Below are 12,874 nucleotides of genomic sequence, written 5' to 3'. Positions count from 1 at the left end.
CGATAACCGGTTTCCCTCGCGCGGACGCCGTGCGAGGCTCGCGCGATGACCTCCCCGCCCGACGACGCGCCCACGCTCCCCTTGCTCCGCTGGCAGTTCGACCTGGTCTGGTCGCTCTTCGAGTACCACCTGGAGCGTCTCGAACCCGGCGACTTCCTCTGGGAGCCCGCCACCGAGTGCTGGACGGTACGCCGCACCGACGACGGCACCTGGACCGCGGACTGGGCGGAGACCGAGCCGGACCCCGTGCCCGTCCCGACGATCGGCTGGCTCAGCTGGCACATCGGCTGGTGGTGGAGCGTGGCGGCGGATCATGCACACGGGAGGGCGCCGCGGGAGCGCGAGGAGATCGTCTGGCCTGGTCCCGGGAGCCCCGCCGTCGAGTGGCTGCGCGGCCTGCGGGCCGACTGGCTCGCGGCCCTGGACGGCCTCTCCGCCGGGGAGTCGGCCGCCGTCGCACCGTTCCCCTGGCAGCACGACCCCCGGCACACCGTGGCGCACATGGTCGCCTGGGTGAACGCCGAGCTGATGAAGAACGTCGCCGAGATCGGCCAACTCCGGTTGCAGCGCGCCGTCGGAACGGAGGCGCACGGCACGGGGGCGTAGCTCCAGCTCTTCGCCGGCGATCGTCTCGCTCACCTCGCTGCGGGCGATCATCGCGCCCACGGGCAGGGTCTGGCGTCGGCCGACTCGCCGTCGAGGGAGCTTCCTCAGGATTCGGCCGGTGTGCCCGGGCTGATGTCGTACGCCTTCTGCACCAGGTCGGGGCGGCGTCCGTCGTTGAGTCGGCGATCCCACAGGGCGTCGACCTGTTCCCGGGCCTGCGGCGCCATCTCGGCGGGAAGCAGGTGCCGGTAGCGGCGGTCCTCGCCCAGCAGGACCTCGACGGTCCGCCGGTAGACCGGTTCGGGGTCGAACTGCTCGTGCGGGAAGGCTAGTTGGGAATAGTCGTAGAGGCGGTCGGCCGGGTTGTCGCGCCATTCCTTCCACGTCTCGAACATGGTGTCGTTGAACCCGGTGAGGAAGGGGCCCGGGTTGATCGTCGCCACCGTGACACCGAACTCGGCGAGCTCTTGGTCCAGCGCGTCCGCGAACGCCTCCACCGCGTGCTTGGAGCCCGCGTAGGCGCCGGTGAACGGGTCGACGGTGAGGCCGGCGACCGAGGACATGAAGACGAGGCGGCCGCTGCGGCGGGCCGCCATCTGCCGGGCGATCCCCTGAGTGAGCAGAACGGGCCCGAAGACGTTCACCTCGAACTGCCGGCGCAGCCGCTCCTCGGGGATGTCGGCGGTGGCACCGCCCTCGGAGACCCCGGCGTTGTTCAGCAGGACCTCCACGTTCCAACTCCGGGCGCGTGCGCGGTCGCCGGGGTCGGTGACGTCCAGCTTCTCGACGCGCAGCGCGATGCCCCGCTCCCGGGCCTCGGCGCGGACCGTACTGACCTGGGCGATGATCTCCACGCCCGCGATCACCTCGTGTCCGGCCGCGGCGAGCCGCAACGCGACCTCCTTGCCGAATCCGCTGCCCGCGCCGGTGATGAGAATCGGTCCCGCCATGTTTGCGCGCCCTTCCCTGCTGCTGCCCGGTTCTTCCTGATCGCCGACGTCCATGGCCCGGCGCCGATGCGGCTACGAGGCCGCGGCCCCGTCCTGCTCCCTCGCCGTCGGCCATGAGCGGCGCACCGCCCGCGAAGACCGGCGGCCGGGTTCCCGCCCGTGCCCGCCACGGCGATGGTGCGGGGCGGGCCGATGCGGTCCGCCTCGGCGAGGCCCGCGTCGGTGATCCGTCGGGCATCGGCGAGACCTGCCGTCCGAGCAGTGCGCATGGGGAGCACGCTATGTCCCGGACAGCCAGGCGGCCTCTCGGCAAAGGCGTCCGAAGGACACGACCGTCGGACGGCAGCCCGGCTCCCGGCAGAGGCAGCAGGCCGCCCCCGTCCGCGTCGAGCCCGAAGCGCAAGACAGCGAAGACGAACGGGGAACCGAGCCCCCGGCCGCCACCGGCAGAGCTACCTGCGCCGCTTCGGCGACGAGCGCACCTTCCGCCCGCCCCGCCCACCCGCGACCGGCCGATCCCCTACGGAAACCCTGACGGCCGCGGTAGTGCCTGCTGTACCCGGTTTCCGCAGGCTGGCGCCATCGAAAGGGCGGTCGGTCCAGGACATGCTCAAGAGGTCGCGAAAACAGCCCCGCTGGAAGGAAACACCGTGCCCTCTCTTCAGACCTCCGCCGAGAACGAGCCGAAGAAGCGGCGGGGCCGTGTGTTGTCGATGGTCGCCGCGTTGGCGGTGCTGGGCGGCGGCCTCGCCGTGGGCGGCTCCCTGGCCTACGGCTCCTCCGACGGCGCCGGTGACAGCGACGCGGTGAGCAAGGGCGCGGAGGCGCTGGTGCAGAAGGACGGTTTCCCCGCCGTACTCGCCGCCGTCGAGGACCGCCACGGGAACGTCCGCGACTACACGGCCGGCACCGGTGACATGAAGACCGACGCGGACGTGCCGGAGAACGGCCAGGTCCGGGCAGGCAGCAACACCAAGTCGTTCACCGCGGCCGTCGTGCTCCAGTTGGTCGGGGACGGCAAGGTGAAGCTGGACGAACCGATAGAGACGTACCTGCCGGGCCTGATACGCGGCGAGGGCATCGACGGGAAGCGGATCACCGTGCGGAACCTGCTCCAGCACACCAGTGGACTGCCCGAGTACACCCAGGCGTTGGGCACCAACCCGTTCAAGATCCGCGACAGGTACTACAACCCGCGTGAGACGCTCGACCTCGCCCTGAGCGAGAAGGCGGCGTTCGAGCCCGGCGCCAAGTGGCAGTACAGCAACACCAATTACGTCGTGGCGGGCCTGCTCGTCGAGAAGGTCACGGGCCGCCCCTTCGGCGAGGTGCTCACCAACCGCGTCATCCGCCCCCTCGGCCTCAAGGACACCTACTGGCCGAAGGTGGGCGAGCGCGGCATCCGGGACACCCACCCCAAGGGCTACGGCTCCACGACTCCCGGCGGCCAGTTGAAGGACATCTCCCGCCTCGACCCGTCCCAGGCATGGGCCGCGGGGCAGCTCGTCACCACCCCGCGCGACCTCAACCGCTTCTTCTCCGCGCTGCTGGGCGGCGAGGTGCTGAACGCCGCCGAGCTGAAGGAGATGAAGACCACGGTGGCGGCCGACGAGGGCTCCCCCACCCCGAACACCGAATACGGCCTCGGTCTCTTCCGCACCCCCCTGTCCTGCGGTGAAGACCTGTGGGGCCACGGCGGCTCCATCCACGGCTACGAGAGCTTCAGCGGCGTCACGGACGACGGCCGCGCGGCCACGGTGGCCACCACGGCGCTGTCGATGGCGGTGGCCGCCGAGCCCGAGGAGATGGCCAAGGCCCACAAGCACATCCAGGACCTCACGGAGACGGCCATCTGCAAGTAGCCGCTCGCACCGCGGTGTTGCCGGACGACGGCGACCGCACGACGACTGCCCCGCTCCGGTGTCGCACCGGGGCGGGGCACGTTGCTCGTGGCTCAGGGCTGCGTGCGGACTTCGTTCTTGGCGGCGGTGACGAACGCTGACCACGCGGCCGAGGGGAAGACCAAGGCCGCGCGCGCGGTGTCCTTCGAGTCCCGCACCGGGACCAGCGACGGCACACCGTCGGCGACCTCGATGCAGGCGCCGCCTTCCCCGTTGCTGTAGCTGGACTTGCGCCAGGTGGCGCCTGCAAGGTCAAGACGACGGTTCATGAGTCCTCGCACTCCCTCACTCGCCATTCGGTGCCGCGCACAGGGAAAGCGTGCCCAGCTAGGGTCAGCGTCAGACGAGTTCGTCCTTTTGGAGCTCTGACACGAGCGCGGCCTACGCGCTCGCCGAAGGGGTCAGGACGGGGCCTGCGGTCACCTTGCTGTCACGTACCGGGACGACGCCGGGGATGCCGGGGGCGACCTCGACGCAGGCGCCGCCTTCAGCGTTGCTGTAGCTGGACTTGCGCCAGGTGGTGCGGGCGAGGTTCACGTCCGTGCCCTTGCCGATCGTCATAGGCCACTCACCACATTCCGGGTCGGCGCCAGCGTCTCGGGGCGCTGGCGGCAGCAGCTCTCAAGGTGCGGAACGCCGACTCATAGCGTGACACACGATCGGGGCACCGGTCGCTGTTCTCGACGTGGTTGGACCGGCGGCGCATTGTGTTTCACAACTAAGCACTGCAAGAGGGCGCTTGGCGCGGACGCCCGCCTTCCATGTCCCGTAGCGGATGGCCGCATGACAAGAGCCCCGCTCCGGCATCGCGCTGGAGCGGGACGATTTCCTCGCGGTTCAGGACTGCACGCGGTCCTGGCTCTTGGTGGCGGCGACGAACGCTGACCAAGAAGCCGACGAAAAGACCAAGGCCGCACGCACGGTGTCCTTCGAGTCCCGCACCGGGACAACCGATGGCAAACCGCCAGCGACCTCCACGCACGCCCCGTTGGCCTGGCTGTAGCTGGACTTGCGCCAGGTGGCACGGGCAAGGTTCACGTCCGTGCCCTTGTCGATCGTCATAGGTCATTCACCATGTTCCGGATCAGCGCCAGCGTCTCGGGGACGCTGGCGGCAGCAGCTCTCAGGTTGTCGAACGCCAACTCATAGCGTTGCACATCATCGGGGTACTGGTCACTGTTGGCCTCGACGTAGACCACGTCAGGGTCTTCCTGAGCAGCGAACCGCAGAATGATGAAGGGACCTTCAAGCGTCCCAGGATGAGCCCCGGATGAGAAGGGAATCACCTGGAGCAGGACATTCGGCAGTTCTGCGACTTCCAGCAGATGGTTGAGCTGCTCCCGCATCACGTCGCGGTCGCCGACGAGGCGACGTAGCGCCGATTCGTCGAGGACAGCACGCACTTCGAGTGGCTCTGAGCCCTCCACAAGGAGCTTCTGCCGCTGAAGGCGTACATCAACGCGTTGTTCGAGCGTCTCCTCGGAAAGGCCGAGGTTGGTGGCCCGGTTGATCTCCTCGGCGTAACGACGAGTCTGTAGTAGCCCGGGAACCACAGCTTCGTAGGTGAGAAGCTGCGACGCCTCGGCTTCCAACCCGATGTACGTCGAGTACGGAATATCGCTGTAGAGCTGCCACCAGCCCTTCTTACGGGCCTCCTTGGTCAGGACCGTGAGCCTCTTCCGCTCCTCGCTCCCCTCCTCGACGCTGTACAGGTCGAGCATGCGGCTGACGTCCGCCGGTATGGGTGCCGTGCGACCGCCCTCGATGCGGCTCAACTTCGAGGTGGACCACTTGAGTTGGGTCGCGGCTTCGTTGCCGTTCTTGAAGCCGGCCGCATTACGGAGGCGCCGAAGCTCTTGGCCCAGCCGTCGGCGTCGCACTACAGGGCTCGATGTCGTCACATCCGCAAGTCTGGCGGCTTCAGCATCGGCATCGCAACTCCACGAGCAATTGCACTCGTTAGTGGCATTGCGATCCACCGCGGGAGCGTTGCAGACTGCTGCCAGTTCCCGACTTGCTGCAACTCCGTGCTTATAAGGCGTGGTTGACGGCACATCAGTTTGCAGCGACCAACCCCTGTTCCAAGTCGGAGGTGTGCGCCATGCCTGTACAACCGAAGGAAGAACCGAGCCCCAACACCGCCTGCCAACTTCCCCGCACCAAGCGGCGGTTCCGCTTCCGCGAGTACACCGTCACGCCGGACACCGCCCCGGAAGCCGAGCCCCGCGTCTACGCGATGCAGTGCGGAGTGTGCTCCAAGAGCGGCCCGACGAGCACCGACGCCGAGAAGGCGCACGGCTGGGTGGCTGCTCATCTCCACTCGCAGCCCGGGCACTTGACGTACAGCGAGCACGTCACGCTCCCCTACCGCGCAATCCCGGGACGGTGGCTGTGACCCGCCCCGCGCACGCCGCCCGTCACCGACTCGGAGCCTGGGCAGGCCCCCTCCTCCTCTTCTCGATCACCGCGGGCATCGGCTTCGTGCTGTGCGCCGCCTGGCTCACCCGTCCGGGAGCGTGACGTGCTCGAAGAACGACAGCCGCAACCGAAACCGCAGCCGCAGGAGCAGCCCTGCCGACACCGCACCCTCACCCCCGACGGCAAGCGGTGTGCCGACTGCCATGCCAAGATCTACCTCTAGGAACCCCCATGATCCGCACCGGCTGGTACGAACTCCCCGGCGGTCTCGGCCCGTTCGACCTCAAGCGCGGCGACCGCGTCCTGCACGGAGAGCGTTGGGCCACCATCGTCGACCTCTACTCCCCCGGCAGTTCAGGCCGCGGCAGAGTCCTCCACCTCGACACCGGACGCCTCCAACTCCTCCGCCCACCCGAACGCGTACGCGTCCACCGCCGCACACCCCGCGGATGAGACCCCGCTCGGCCCCGGTGCCCCCGTCCCGGGCCCGAGCGGACACCTCCGCACGGAAGAAACCTCGAGGTGCCGCGTCCGAGCCCGCGCACCTCGCCGTGCGCGAACCCCTCGCTCACGCACGCGAGTCCGACACGGAAATACCAGCCACGAGACCATCGCAGCCCCCGGGGTCACCGATCCCGGCGCGGGCGCCATCCTCCGCTCAAGAAAAGCGAATCCGCCGCCGAAACCCAAAGAGGGGCCTGCCCGTACCGGACCGCGCTCCCCGACGGCAAGCGTTGCACCGACTTCCACGTGAAGACCTACCTCTAGGAACCCCACCATGACCCGCACCGGCTGGTACGAACTCCCCCATGCGAACGGCCCGTTCGACCTCCGCCGCGGTGACCGCGTCCTGCACGGCGGACGCTGGGCCACCATCGTCGAGCTCTACACGCCCGGCACCACCGGACACGGGCGAGTCCTCCACCTCGACGACGGACGCCTCCACCTCCTCCGCCCCACCGAACGCGTCCGCACCTACCGCCACAACGGCACCGGCTGACCTGGCCCGCCGTCCCCGAGCGGGCCCGCCCCGCCGCACGGACAACGGCGGCGCGGCGGCCTCCGTACGGCCAAACCCCGCCACCGCACCGCACGTTGCCCTCCCGCGGCTCGCTCGTTGTGCCGGGGAAGTCAGGGTCAGCAGGTGCGGAAGAGGGACGGTATGCGGCAGTTCGCGTTGGACAGGCTCGACGTCGAGCCGGGGCGGGTGATCCGCTGGCGGCTGGCGTCGACGGCGGCCGAGCACGCATGCGAGGGCGGTGCGGAGCGCAGACAGGCATCGTTCAACCAGGTCAAGCACTTCTCGACGATCGAGGAGTCGCGCCGCGCAGGGGAGCCGTTCGCAAGCTGGCTCGCTTTGACGTTCGAGATCGAGGGACAACTCGACCACGCCGCACTGGAGTCGTCGTTCCTCTCCCTGGCCCGGCGGCACGAGGTGCTGCGGTGCGAGTTCCGGCGTCTCGCGGGCGACCTCTCCGCTGCGACGTACCCGGTGGACGAGGTGCGCCTGGAGGCGGAGGACGTCGGTGAGTTCGGCTCGCAGGAGGAGCTGCGCGCCTTCCTGTCCGAAAGCTTCCGGCAGGAGACGGACGCCCTCGTCTGGCCGCTGTACACGATGGGCGCCGTGGTGCGCGAGGGCGGGCCGACGACGGTCTACCTCGCCTTCGACCACATCGTCGCCGACGGCATCTCGATGCTCAACGTCGTCCACGAGATCCAGGTCGTTTACGCCTCCCTGCACCGCGGCGAGGAGCCGCACCTCCCCGAGGTCGGCAGCTACGCGGAGTTCGCGCACGAACAGCGACGCAGGTTCGCCTCGTTGCGCATCGAGGACCCGTGCCTCGACGGATGGCGGTCCTTCGCCGAACGCGGGGGCGGTTTCTTCCCGCGCTTCCCGCTCGACCTCGGCGTCGACCCGGAGCTGATGTACCCGCCCGTCCACGAGTCGGCGCTGCTCCTCGGCGCGCGCGACACCGAAGCGCTCGACCTGCGCTGCCGCGAGGCGGGCGGCCGGATGTTCATGGGGCTGCTCGCGGGGGTCGCGGTCTCGCTGCGGGACCTCGGAGGGCCGGAGACCTACCGCGCGCTGATGCCGGTGAGCGAGCGGGGCGGGGGTGCCCTCCGCAACTCGCTGGGCTGGTACGTGAACACGCTCCCCATCGAGTTCCCCGTGGCGGGTTTCCCCTCCTTCCCGCACGGGCCCGACCTCTCCGACCTCGCACGGCTCCTCGGCGACGTCAGGGAGTCGTTCACGGCGACGACGGAGAACCTCCAAGTACCGTTCGTACGGGCGTGGGAGCTGCTGGCGCCGCAGCATTTCACCGCTCGCTCCTGGCCGTTCCCCGTCAACTTCTTCAGCTACATCGACACCCGGAAGGGCCCCGGAAGCGAGCACCACCCGCGCTGGAAGCCCGTACTGCACGTGTGGTCCTCGGCGACCAACGGCACCAACTCCTGGTTCGTCCGCGACGCCGAGGGCCTGCACATCGACTCCATCTACGCGGACACCCCGCAGGCTCGCGCCACAATGGCGAGCCTCCAGCACGTCCTCGGCGAGACGCTATTGGCGATGGCCGCCGCCGACGTGCCCGTACGAGTGTGACGCTGCCCGACTCCGCCGGTGCCCCGGTCAGTCCGTCTCCACCACCACGGTCCGCGCGCCCTTGTCGTGGAGGCACTGGTGGTACGGCCTGTCCCAGGTGCAGAAGAGGACGTTGAGGAGCCAGAAGAGGAAGCCGAGGCAGGGGACGACGACCGGAAGCGAGTAGATGCCGGCCCGGAACCAGGCCGGAGTGCCGTGCGGCACCGCGCCGTTGGAGAGCATGGCGACGCGGATGCGCATCAGCTTCTTCCCCACCGTCTGCCCGCCGTGGCTGAGCATCAGCCCTTCGTAGACGAGGTAGACGAGCAGGTAGACGCCCTGCTGCCAGTAGCCCTGGCCGTTCTGCGCCGCCGAGACATCGTTGCCGCCCCGGTCGAACCCGACCGCGAGGCTCATCACGATCCCCACCGGGATGCCCACGACGAACGCGTCGATGATCCGCGCCAGCAGGCGCTTGCCGCGGTTGGCGAGCGGCGGCATGCCGGCGAGCGGGTCCTGCCGTGCCTCGTACGGGCCGCCGGAGTACGGCCCTTGGCCGTAGCCCCCGCCGGCTCCGTACTGCGGTGGCCCTCCGGCGCCCTGGTCGGGCGGAGGCGGCGGATTGCCGTACGGGGAGCCGCCGCCGGGCGGCGGGTGGCCGCCGCTCGGGGGATCTGGAGGGCGGTACGGGTCGTCCGGGCGGTTCTGCTCGCTCATGCCCCGAGTGGAACGCCGCGGCGGGCGCGGCGCATCCGGCGTGGGGCCGTCGGAGGGAGCGCCGGCGTCACGGCCTGCCGACGAAGGTGCGGGCGAGCTTGTCGTGCCAGCACTGGCGCCACGGCCGGTCGAAGAGGCACCACGCCAGGTTGACGACGCCGACGACGAGCAGACCCGACGCCCCGTAGGCCAACCAGCGCACGAGCGCGGCGCCGAAGCGCGGCGGGTCCTGCCGCTCCACGTCGAGGACCCGCACGCCGAAGAGCTTCTTCCCCGGCGTGCGTCCCCAGCGGACCGTCGGCAGGACCTCCCAGAGGAGCCCCAGCACGAGCAGCGCGGCGAGGACGAGCGCGAGGTAGAGGCCCGTCGTCGCGTCGAGGAGCCAGACCTGCTTGGTGACGCCCTCCTGCTCGACGGCGTCGATCTTGCCCTGGATGTGGTCGCGGGCGGGTTCGAGGAAGAGGAGGACACCGCCGGCCGCGACGGCGAGCGACGGCACCAGGTCGACGACGCGCGCCGCCAGCCGACGCCCGAGCCCCGCGGGGCGGGTCGTCCGGAGTGCGGACTCGAACGGGTTCACCACCGGGGGCCGCCAGGGCGTCACCTGTTCCCCGGGGTCGCCGGGGAGACCGCTCGACGGAGCACCCCAGGTGGGCGGAGCGCCCTGGGCGGGGGCGCCGGGCAGGCCGGCCGCGTGCGGGGCGGCGGCCCGGACCGGTACGCCGCCGGGTGCGGTCGGCAGGGCGCCCTCGGGGGCGTGGGCGCCCGGGTGCGGTGCGGGCGCGTGCTGCTCCGGGGTGCGGCGGAGGCCGACGGTGTTCTCCGCCGCCGGCTTCCTGCCCACGCCTTTGCCGGGGGCGACGGGGCCGAGGGTGACGGTGTGGTCCTCCGGCACCGGGGGCTGCTCGCCGCGGCTCGGGGGCGTCGACGTGCCCTCGGTGCCGGTGCGTTGGGGCGCGGGTTCGCTCGTGGTTCCGCCCCAGCCGGCTCTCGGGTCGGCGTTCGGGGTCGCCCGGTCGGGGGCGGGGTCGGTGGGGGGTGCGTCGGCTGGGGTGGTGTCGCGCGGTGCCTGTGCGGTGGTCGGGGCTCGGTCGGCGGGAGCGTGGCGCCGCGGTGCCGGATCGTCGACTGGGGTGGCGTCGCGGGGCGCGGGCGCGGCGGAGGGTGCTCGATCGCCGGGCGTGTGGCTCGACGGCACGGGGGCGTCAGCCGGGACGACGTCACCCGGCGACGACGCAGCGGACGGGGCGGCGTCCTGCGGCTCCGGCGGACGCGCGTCGGCCGGGGCGGTGGCGGCCGGGGCCGAGTCGGCGGGCTCGGAGCCTCTCGGTGCCGGCAACTCGCGTTCGGAGGCGGGGCGTTCGGGCGGGGGTGCCGGTCGGCCCGCCTCGTCCGACGCGGCTCCCGTGGAGGAACCCACCTCGAGCGCCGGGGAGTTGGGCGGCGCCTCGCCTGACGGCTCGGAGCCGGACGGTTCGGCACCCCAAGAGGCCCCGCTGCCGGGCCTGTTGCCGTGCAGCCGTGCCGGGTCGTCCCAGTCGATCACCGGGGAGCCGGGGGCCGGCTCCGCTTCCGCGGGCGGCTCCTCGGGCGGGGACGACGCGCGCGGCGCCGGCACCGCGGGGCGACCGGGGGCGCCGGACGGCGGGTCGGGGAAGGGCTCGCCCTCCTTCGGCTCGGGCCTGCTGGTGCCGGGCACCCAGGCCGAACCGTCCCAGTAGCGGATGTAGCCGGGGATCGACGGGTCCGGGTAGAACCCCGGGCTGGGGCTTCCGTTCGTGGAACCTGAGGGTGGCGCACTCATGATGTCCGAGTCCCGTATCTGTTCGTCCGTGGTGTCTGCGTGGAGCGTCCGGCGCGTCCACAGAGGCATTCTCGCGCAACCGCGGACCACGCCGTCCAGATGTACCAGAACCCTCCGACACCCCGTACGGCGCGGGCGGAAGGCAGACCGTACGAAGAAAAGCCGGCGAACCCGTGTAAGCAACGGCGCCCGGGGCGCTCTCTCCAGTGCCGCGGCTCGGTGGACGCGGGATCCGGTGGTTCCGGCGTCCGCCCGGCCGACGTGGCGAGACAGGAGAACGGCAGGCAACGGAAAGGGCGCACACCATGCAGAAGGCACCGATCGAACGCGAACTCCAGCTCCGTCTGGTGCTGTCGGAGGACCGCAGTGTCCAGGTCCCGGCACGGCTCACCTACCACCCCGACGACCCGTACGCGGTCCACGCGGCCTTCCACATCGGCTCGGGCACCCCCGTCCACTGGACGTTCGCGCGGGACCTGCTCATCGACGGCGTCGAGCGCCCGAGCGGCCGCGGCGACGTGCGGCTGTGGCCGGCGGGCGGCGGTGCGCACGTCTTCCTCTCGCTCGCCTCGCCCGACGGGGAAGCGCTCATGGAGGCGCCGGCCGCACCCGTGCGCGCGTGGCTCGACGAGACGTTGCGCGCGGTGCCGAGCGGCAGCGAGAGCTACGGACCGGCGCTGGACGAGGCGCTCGGCGCCCTGCTCGCGCCGGGGGACGGCATGCCGCGCTAGCGGGGCGCTGACGCCGCGGTGCGTACGCGCCCACCGCAGCCGCCGGGTGGCCGACTGCGCCATCGGTACGAGGAGTTGTCACCGCGGCTGCCGCACCGCGGCGGCCCCGCGTCGGCGCGGGGCCGACGCCCTCGCCTGGGAAGAGTGGAGACAACGACCGATCACGCACGATCGAGGAGTGGACAAAGGACCCCTCACATTGTTGAATATTTTGCTATTCAGTGCACAGGGACCCGGCAGATACGCCATCATTCCGCCCATGCCTCCGGAAGAAGACCCGACCCAGCGGGCAGACCGGACGAGTCGTGGCACCACCGACACGCACTACCGCGCCCAGGTGTATCTGCGGCAGCTCGCCGAGCGGCTCGACCCGCCCTCCTTCGACCTGCTGTTGAAGATCCTGAGCGGCGTCAACGCGGCGTTCGCCAGGCGCGACCAGTCCGTCGACCTCGCCATGACGGACGAGGAACGCGCGCTCTACACGCCCGAACTCCGCGACGCGCTCACGCACTTGCTGGAGCTCGCCGGCTTCCGCCGACCGATGATGCTCGCGGGCATCGCCGAAGGACCGATGGAGCCCCCTGCATCCGAGGCGCACTCCGACGGCCCGCCCCTCCCGGGCCCGGGCGACGACCCACCCCAACCGTCCGCGCAGGCAAGGCTGTTGGACGGCCCGCACCTCGGCACCGCCGGGCGTCCCGGCGCGCAAGCCGATCCCGGCGCGCCCGATCTCACCCAACCGACGCTGCCGCACCTCCGCTGACGGGGGCGTACGCGGCGCGCGCCGGCCGATCCGCCGCACAACCCGGCGGATCGGCCGGCGCGTGTGCTTCGCACGACTGGCATACGCCTGCAACGCCCGGCCGTTGACCAGGACGCGGCGGCTTGGAACGGTCGTGCGCATGGTCGAAACCGCCCGGCCGTACCCGCCCGAGCCGACTCGCGCTCCCCACCCGGCGCCCCGCCGGCGGACCGCGCCGCTCCACGCGCCGTCGGACACCTCGCGCGCCCTCCGGAACCGGTGCGCGCCCTCCGCCTTCCGCGCCGCAGCCGACGCCGCGGCGACGCGCGAGCCCGTCGACTGCTGCCGCGCGCACCACTTCGCCGGCCTCCGCCGTCGGCTCCCGCGCACCACCCGCTGACCTCCCGCGCCACCAGGCGCAGCA

Annotated in this window: 17 protein-coding genes; 10 read left to right on the top strand and 7 right to left on the bottom strand. The window is 71.3% G+C overall.

Annotated elements, in window-relative coordinates:
• Nucleotides 1–45 precede the first annotated feature (45 nt).
• Nucleotides 46–606, top strand: coding sequence for a DinB family protein (locus tag UWG_RS0117290; protein ID WP_016908474.1), 561 nt, complete (start codon nucleotides 46–48; stop codon nucleotides 604–606).
• Between the two features lie 104 nt (nucleotides 607–710).
• Here UWG_RS0117290 and UWG_RS0117285 read toward each other — a convergent pair whose 3' ends face one another.
• Nucleotides 711–1,556 (bottom strand): SDR family oxidoreductase, encoded by an 846-nt coding sequence (locus UWG_RS0117285; protein ID WP_016908473.1) that lies wholly within the window; start codon nucleotides 1,554–1,556, stop codon nucleotides 711–713.
• A gap of 650 nt (nucleotides 1,557–2,206) precedes the next feature.
• Here UWG_RS0117285 and UWG_RS0117280 point away from each other — a divergent pair.
• A complete protein-coding gene (locus UWG_RS0117280) occupies nucleotides 2,207–3,418 on the top strand; it encodes a serine hydrolase domain-containing protein (RefSeq protein ID WP_016908472.1) in 1,212 nt (403 codons plus the stop codon).
• 92 nt (nucleotides 3,419–3,510) lie between these two features.
• Here UWG_RS0117280 and UWG_RS0117275 read toward each other — a convergent pair whose 3' ends face one another.
• The 4 genes from UWG_RS0117275 to UWG_RS0117260 form a co-directional block, all read right to left on the bottom strand.
• A complete protein-coding gene (locus tag UWG_RS0117275) occupies nucleotides 3,511–3,726 on the bottom strand; it encodes a DUF397 domain-containing protein (protein ID WP_016908471.1) in 216 nt (71 codons plus the stop codon).
• Nucleotides 3,727–3,838: 112 nt separating this feature from the next.
• Nucleotides 3,839–4,018: a DUF397 domain-containing protein gene (locus UWG_RS0117270; RefSeq protein WP_016908470.1), complete on the bottom strand. Its 180-nt coding sequence runs from the start codon at nucleotides 4,016–4,018 to the stop codon at nucleotides 3,839–3,841.
• Nucleotides 4,019–4,294: 276 nt separating this feature from the next.
• A complete protein-coding gene (locus UWG_RS0117265) occupies nucleotides 4,295–4,519 on the bottom strand; it encodes a DUF397 domain-containing protein (RefSeq protein WP_016908469.1) in 225 nt (74 codons plus the stop codon).
• A complete protein-coding gene (locus UWG_RS0117260) occupies nucleotides 4,516–5,358 on the bottom strand; it encodes a helix-turn-helix domain-containing protein (protein ID WP_033196215.1) in 843 nt (280 codons plus the stop codon). Before UWG_RS0117260 ends, UWG_RS0117265 begins: the two co-directional genes overlap by 4 nt.
• A 200-nt stretch (nucleotides 5,359–5,558) precedes the next feature.
• On the opposite strand from UWG_RS0117260, the gene UWG_RS0117255 reads away from it, so the two are divergent.
• The 5 genes from UWG_RS0117255 (at nucleotide 5,559) to UWG_RS0117230 (ending at nucleotide 8,477) form a co-directional block, all read left to right on the top strand.
• The gene (locus UWG_RS0117255) at nucleotides 5,559–5,852 is read left to right on the top strand and encodes a DUF7848 domain-containing protein (RefSeq protein ID WP_016908467.1); all 294 of its coding nucleotides are present in this window, start codon (nucleotides 5,559–5,561) and stop codon (nucleotides 5,850–5,852) included.
• Nucleotides 5,843–5,977, top strand: coding sequence for a hypothetical protein (locus UWG_RS33985; protein ID WP_272943206.1), 135 nt, complete (start codon nucleotides 5,843–5,845; stop codon nucleotides 5,975–5,977). The genes UWG_RS0117255 and UWG_RS33985 overlap by 10 nt, the downstream gene beginning before the upstream one ends.
• Nucleotides 5,978–6,106: 129 nt before the next feature.
• Nucleotides 6,107–6,328 (top strand): hypothetical protein, encoded by a 222-nt coding sequence (locus UWG_RS0117240; RefSeq protein ID WP_016908464.1) that lies wholly within the window; start codon nucleotides 6,107–6,109, stop codon nucleotides 6,326–6,328.
• A gap of 325 nt (nucleotides 6,329–6,653) precedes the next feature.
• Nucleotides 6,654–6,875 (top strand): hypothetical protein, encoded by a 222-nt coding sequence (locus tag UWG_RS0117235; protein ID WP_016908463.1) that lies wholly within the window; start codon nucleotides 6,654–6,656, stop codon nucleotides 6,873–6,875.
• Nucleotides 6,876–7,037: 162 nt separating this feature from the next.
• Entirely contained in the window at nucleotides 7,038–8,477 is a 1,440-nt protein-coding gene (locus UWG_RS0117230) for a condensation domain-containing protein (RefSeq protein WP_016908462.1), read from the top strand.
• Nucleotides 8,478–8,504: 27 nt separating this feature from the next.
• On the opposite strand, the gene UWG_RS0117225 is transcribed toward UWG_RS0117230, so the two are convergent.
• Nucleotides 8,505–9,173 carry an RDD family protein gene (locus UWG_RS0117225; protein WP_016908461.1) on the bottom strand — a complete coding sequence of 223 codons (669 nt, stop codon included), beginning with the start codon at nucleotides 9,171–9,173 and terminating at the stop codon, nucleotides 8,505–8,507.
• 67 nt (nucleotides 9,174–9,240) lie between these two features.
• Nucleotides 9,241–10,977 (bottom strand): RDD family protein, encoded by a 1,737-nt coding sequence (locus UWG_RS0117220; protein ID WP_237720130.1) that lies wholly within the window; start codon nucleotides 10,975–10,977, stop codon nucleotides 9,241–9,243.
• A gap of 305 nt (nucleotides 10,978–11,282) precedes the next feature.
• On the opposite strand from UWG_RS0117220, the gene UWG_RS0117215 reads away from it, so the two are divergent.
• The 3 genes from UWG_RS0117215 to UWG_RS0117205 all read left to right on the top strand — a co-directional run bounded on the left by UWG_RS0117215 (nucleotide 11,283) and on the right by UWG_RS0117205 (nucleotide 12,850).
• Nucleotides 11,283–11,708 (top strand): SsgA family sporulation/cell division regulator, encoded by a 426-nt coding sequence (locus UWG_RS0117215; protein ID WP_016908459.1) that lies wholly within the window; start codon nucleotides 11,283–11,285, stop codon nucleotides 11,706–11,708.
• Nucleotides 11,709–11,967: 259 nt separating this feature from the next.
• Nucleotides 11,968–12,471, top strand: coding sequence for a hypothetical protein (locus tag UWG_RS0117210; protein WP_237720128.1), 504 nt, complete (start codon nucleotides 11,968–11,970; stop codon nucleotides 12,469–12,471).
• Nucleotides 12,472–12,610: 139 nt separating this feature from the next.
• The gene (locus tag UWG_RS0117205) at nucleotides 12,611–12,850 is read left to right on the top strand and encodes a hypothetical protein (RefSeq protein ID WP_016908457.1); all 240 of its coding nucleotides are present in this window, start codon (nucleotides 12,611–12,613) and stop codon (nucleotides 12,848–12,850) included.
• Nucleotides 12,851–12,874 lie beyond the last annotated feature (24 nt).

Origin of the sequence: Streptomyces xiaopingdaonensis (assembly GCF_000262345.1) — a bacterium.
In the GTDB taxonomy this organism is placed as follows: domain Bacteria; phylum Actinomycetota; class Actinomycetes; order Streptomycetales; family Streptomycetaceae; genus Streptomyces; species Streptomyces xiaopingdaonensis.
The sequence above is the reverse complement of the archived record's forward strand: the minus strand, read 5'-3'. Positions and strand labels throughout refer to the sequence as shown.

Coding starts and splice junctions, on each gene's coding strand:
- UWG_RS0117290 (WP_016908474.1), top strand. CDS start 46: ATGACCTCCCCGCCCGACGACGCGCCCACGCTCCCCTTGCTCCGCTGG.
- UWG_RS0117285 (WP_016908473.1), bottom strand. CDS start 1,556: ATGGCGGGACCGATTCTCATCACCGGCGCGGGCAGCGGATTCGGCAAG.
- UWG_RS0117275 (WP_016908471.1), bottom strand. CDS start 3,726: ATGAACCGTCGTCTTGACCTTGCAGGCGCCACCTGGCGCAAGTCCAGC.
- UWG_RS0117270 (WP_016908470.1), bottom strand. CDS start 4,018: ATGACGATCGGCAAGGGCACGGACGTGAACCTCGCCCGCACCACCTGG.
- UWG_RS0117265 (WP_016908469.1), bottom strand. CDS start 4,519: ATGACGATCGACAAGGGCACGGACGTGAACCTTGCCCGTGCCACCTGG.
- UWG_RS0117255 (WP_016908467.1), top strand. CDS start 5,559: ATGCCTGTACAACCGAAGGAAGAACCGAGCCCCAACACCGCCTGCCAA.
- UWG_RS0117240 (WP_016908464.1), top strand. CDS start 6,107: ATGATCCGCACCGGCTGGTACGAACTCCCCGGCGGTCTCGGCCCGTTC.
- UWG_RS0117235 (WP_016908463.1), top strand. CDS start 6,654: ATGACCCGCACCGGCTGGTACGAACTCCCCCATGCGAACGGCCCGTTC.
- UWG_RS0117230 (WP_016908462.1), top strand. CDS start 7,038: ATGCGGCAGTTCGCGTTGGACAGGCTCGACGTCGAGCCGGGGCGGGTG.
- UWG_RS0117225 (WP_016908461.1), bottom strand. CDS start 9,173: ATGAGCGAGCAGAACCGCCCGGACGACCCGTACCGCCCTCCAGATCCC.
- UWG_RS0117220 (WP_237720130.1), bottom strand. CDS start 10,977: ATGAGTGCGCCACCCTCAGGTTCCACGAACGGAAGCCCCAGCCCGGGG.
- UWG_RS0117215 (WP_016908459.1), top strand. CDS start 11,283: ATGCAGAAGGCACCGATCGAACGCGAACTCCAGCTCCGTCTGGTGCTG.
- UWG_RS0117210 (WP_237720128.1), top strand. CDS start 11,968: ATGCCTCCGGAAGAAGACCCGACCCAGCGGGCAGACCGGACGAGTCGT.
- UWG_RS0117205 (WP_016908457.1), top strand. CDS start 12,611: ATGGTCGAAACCGCCCGGCCGTACCCGCCCGAGCCGACTCGCGCTCCC.